Origin of the sequence: Rhizobacter sp., assembly GCF_035702065.1 — a bacterium.
Lineage (GTDB): Bacteria > Pseudomonadota > Gammaproteobacteria > Burkholderiales > Burkholderiaceae_C > Rhizobacter.
The window spans coordinates 1-2961 of the sequence record NZ_DASSRA010000227.1; the positions used below are offsets into that span (position 1 = coordinate 1).

Below are 2961 nucleotides of genomic sequence, written 5' to 3' on the forward strand. Positions count from 1 at the left end.
GCTGCCTGGGCGCGGCGGGCTGTTCTTCGCTGCCGTGGTCGAACACCGAGAACGCCAACCCGCCGATCGGCTCGACCGCCGCCTCCAAGCAGGCCGCCACGGCCAGGCCGGCGGCGCCCGCAGCTTCCCAGCCGCAGGCCGCCTCCGACGCCGAGGTGGTGGTCACACCTGCTGCGCAAAAGGCCTTCGACGACGCACGCCGCGCCATGCGCGCCGGCCGCATGGACGAAGCCGAACGCGGCTTCAAGAGCGTGGTGCAGTTCCACCCCGAGCTGGGCGGGCCGCACGCCAACCTGGGCGTGATCTACCGCCAGGCCAACAAGCTGCCGCAGTCGGCCACCGAGCTCGAGCTGGCCGTGAAGGCCAGCCCGCGCCAGCCGCTGTACTTCAACCAGCTGGGCATCACCTACCGCCAGCAAGGCCAGTTCACCAAGGCACGCGAGGCCTACGAGCGTGCCCTCGAACTCGACCCCAACTACGCCGCCGCCACGCTCAACCTGGCCATCCTGGCCGACCTCTACCTCTGGGACAGCAAGCGTGCGCTGGAGCTCTACGATCGCTACCTGGCGCTGACGCCGGCGGGCGACGCCAACGTCACCAAGTGGGTGGCCGACCTGAAGAACCGCACCAAGGCGGCCGCAGCCGCAACTGCTCCGGCCGCCACCCCGGCCCGCAAGGAGAAGGAATGAAGCACACCCTGCTGAGCCTGGCCCTCGTGGCTGGCGCCGCGCCCGCGCTGGCGCAGGACCGCGCCGACATCGACGGCACCAAGATCATCGGCAACCGCGAGTTGCCCAAGGTCTTGTACATCGTGCCCTGGAAGAAACCCACGCCCAGCGAGCTGGCCGGCCGCCCGGGCAACAGCCTCATGGACGAGGCATTGGCCCCGATCGACCGCGACGTGTTCCGCCGCCAGGTGCGCTACGACGCCCAGATGACTGCCACCCCGCAAGCGGCGCCTGCTGCGCCGCAACCCCAAACCAAATAACCCATCGAATCAGCCGTTACAGGAGAGCACCATGATCGACTTCGCAGTCAAATTCTTCCAGGACAGTGGCGTTGCCATCTACTTCAGCATCGTCATCATGGCGGTCGGCCTGGCCATCGCCATCGAACGCTTTGTGTTCCTGCGCCGCGCACGCACCGAGAACCGCAAGCTGTGGGCGAAGGTGCTCCCCATGCTGCAGAGCGGCAAGTTCAAGGAAGTGCACAGCGCGGCTTCTGGCTCCGACGCCGCCATCGGCAAGATCGTGGCCAACGGCCTGGAGCGCATGCAAAGCCCGGCCCGCCGCGAGGACATCGACGCGGCGATGGAAGAGGGCATGATGGAAATCGTGCCCCGCCTGGAGAAGCGCACCCACTACATCGCTACGCTGGCCAACGTGATCACGCTGGTCGGCCTCTTGGGCACCATCATCGGCCTGATCAAGGGCTTCACGGCCGTGGCCGCGGTCAACCCGGCCGAGAAGGCGGAGCTGCTGTCGGCCTCGATCTCGATCGCCATGAACAACACCGCGTTCGCGCTGTCGGTGGCCATTCCCTTCCTGCTGATCCACGCCTTCCTGCAGGCGCGCACCAGCGAGATCGTCGACGGTCTTGAAGCCGCCAAGATCAGCTTCCTGAACGTCACCGGTCGACTGAAGGCTGAGCAACAGGCCGGAGTCCGCTGACATGCCAGTCCGTCGCCCGCGCAAACACGCGGTGCACCTGGAGGTGACCGCGTTCATCAACGTGATCGTGGTGCTCGTGCCTTTCCTGCTGTCTACGGCGGTGTTCTCGCACCTGGCGGTGCTGGAGCTCTCCCTGCCGGCCAAGAACTCCGGCGTGGAGCAGCTGAAGGTCAACGACCTCAAGCTGGAGGTCGTGATCCGGCCTGATGCGCTGGACGTCGGTGACCGCATCGGCGGGCTGATCCAGCGCATCCCGAGCACACCCCAGGGCTACGACATCGCGGCGCTCTCCACCCTCATGCAGCAGATCAAGGCCAAGTACCCCGACACCAAGGCTGCCAGCGTGCTGGCCCAGCCCAACACCGCGTACGACGTGCTCGTGCAGGTGATGGACGCCGTGCGCGAGACCAAGCCGCCGGGTGCCAAGGGCAAGACGCCCAACCTCGAGCTGTTCCCCGACATCTCGATCGGCGACGCCCCGATCAGCGTCGTCAAGAAATAGGGACGGGCCTCACATGAAACTGACGCCGATCCAGAAGCGCGCGGCCCGCATGGCGCGCAATCAGTCCGGGCTCGACATGAACCTCGTGGCGCTGATCGACATCTTCACCATCCTGATCTTCTTCCTGATGTCCAGCACCGGCATCGAGGTGCTGACCAACGCGCGCGCCGTCAAGCTGCCGCTGTCGTCGGCCGAGAAGGCGCCGCGCCAGACCATCGTGGTGGCGGTGAGCGACACCGACATCGTGGTCGATGGCCGCAAGGTGGCCAGCGTGGCCGAGGCCAACGCTTTGAAGGATGACCTGATCCCCGGCCTCAAGGCCGAGCTCGACCTGCTGGCCAGCCGGCAGGTGGTGGGCGCCGACAAGGACGGCAGCAGCAAGGCCGTGACCATCATGGGCGACAAGACGCTGCCCTACAGCCTGCTGCGCAAGGTGATGTACACCAGTGCGCGCGCGAACTTCACCGAGATCGCGTTCGCCGTGCAGAGGAAGACCTGACCATGGCTGCCCTCGCAATCACCTTCCGGCCCACAGTCCTCGCCTGGGCCAGCGTGCCCGAAGACGACCAGCGCTACCGGCGCATCCTGAACACGGTGCTCGTCATCGTCGCGTTGCTGTGCCTCTTCCTGTTGCTGATGCCCAAGCCGAAGGTCGACCGGGCCGCACCGGCTCGGGCGTGCCGGGCTTGGCCTCGATGGCCTTGTCGGCCTCGGGCTTGGCGATCTCCGGCGGCTTGGGCTTGGGCGGCGGCTCGCGCTGCTCGATCATCAGCTTGGCCAGGCGCGGCG

At 66.9% G+C, this 2961-nt stretch carries 6 protein-coding genes; 5 read left to right on the forward strand and 1 reads right to left on the reverse strand.

All coding sequences use genetic code 11. The annotated features are described in order from the left end of the window. The 5 genes from VFL64_RS10480 to VFL64_RS10500 all read left to right on the forward strand — a co-directional run. Positions 1-689, forward strand: a 689-nt coding sequence (locus tag VFL64_RS10480) for a tetratricopeptide repeat protein (RefSeq protein WP_489540318.1), incomplete at its 5' end; no start/stop codon positions are given. Then, entirely contained in the window at positions 686-988 is a 303-nt protein-coding gene (locus VFL64_RS10485; RefSeq protein ID WP_489540319.1) for a hypothetical protein, read from the forward strand. The genes VFL64_RS10480 and VFL64_RS10485, both read left to right, overlap by 4 nt. Positions 989-1019: 31 nt before the next feature. After that, positions 1020-1670, forward strand: coding sequence for a MotA/TolQ/ExbB proton channel family protein (locus VFL64_RS10490; protein WP_489540320.1), 651 nt, complete (start codon positions 1020-1022; stop codon positions 1668-1670). Position 1671: 1 nt separating this feature from the next. Next, a complete protein-coding gene (locus VFL64_RS10495) occupies positions 1672-2172 on the forward strand; it encodes an ExbD/TolR family protein (protein WP_489540321.1) in 501 nt (166 codons plus the stop codon). A 13-nt stretch (positions 2173-2185) separates the two neighbouring features. After that, positions 2186-2671: an ExbD/TolR family protein gene (locus VFL64_RS10500; RefSeq protein ID WP_489540322.1), complete on the forward strand. Its 486-nt coding sequence runs from the start codon at positions 2186-2188 to the stop codon at positions 2669-2671. A gap of 102 nt (positions 2672-2773) precedes the next feature. Here the strand turns inward: VFL64_RS10500 and VFL64_RS10505 are convergent. Continuing rightward, the coding region (locus tag VFL64_RS10505) for a hypothetical protein (protein WP_489540323.1) at positions 2774-2961 on the reverse strand (188 nt) is incomplete at its 5' end.

What these genes read in the sequence shown, in the direction of transcription:
- VFL64_RS10485 (WP_489540319.1), top strand. Translation starts at nt 686, where the DNA reads ATGAAGCACACCCTGCTGAGCCTGGCCCTCGTGGCTGGCGCCGCGCCC.
- VFL64_RS10490 (WP_489540320.1), top strand. Translation starts at nt 1,020, where the DNA reads ATGATCGACTTCGCAGTCAAATTCTTCCAGGACAGTGGCGTTGCCATC.
- VFL64_RS10495 (WP_489540321.1), top strand. Translation starts at nt 1,672, where the DNA reads ATGCCAGTCCGTCGCCCGCGCAAACACGCGGTGCACCTGGAGGTGACC.
- VFL64_RS10500 (WP_489540322.1), top strand. Translation starts at nt 2,186, where the DNA reads ATGAAACTGACGCCGATCCAGAAGCGCGCGGCCCGCATGGCGCGCAAT.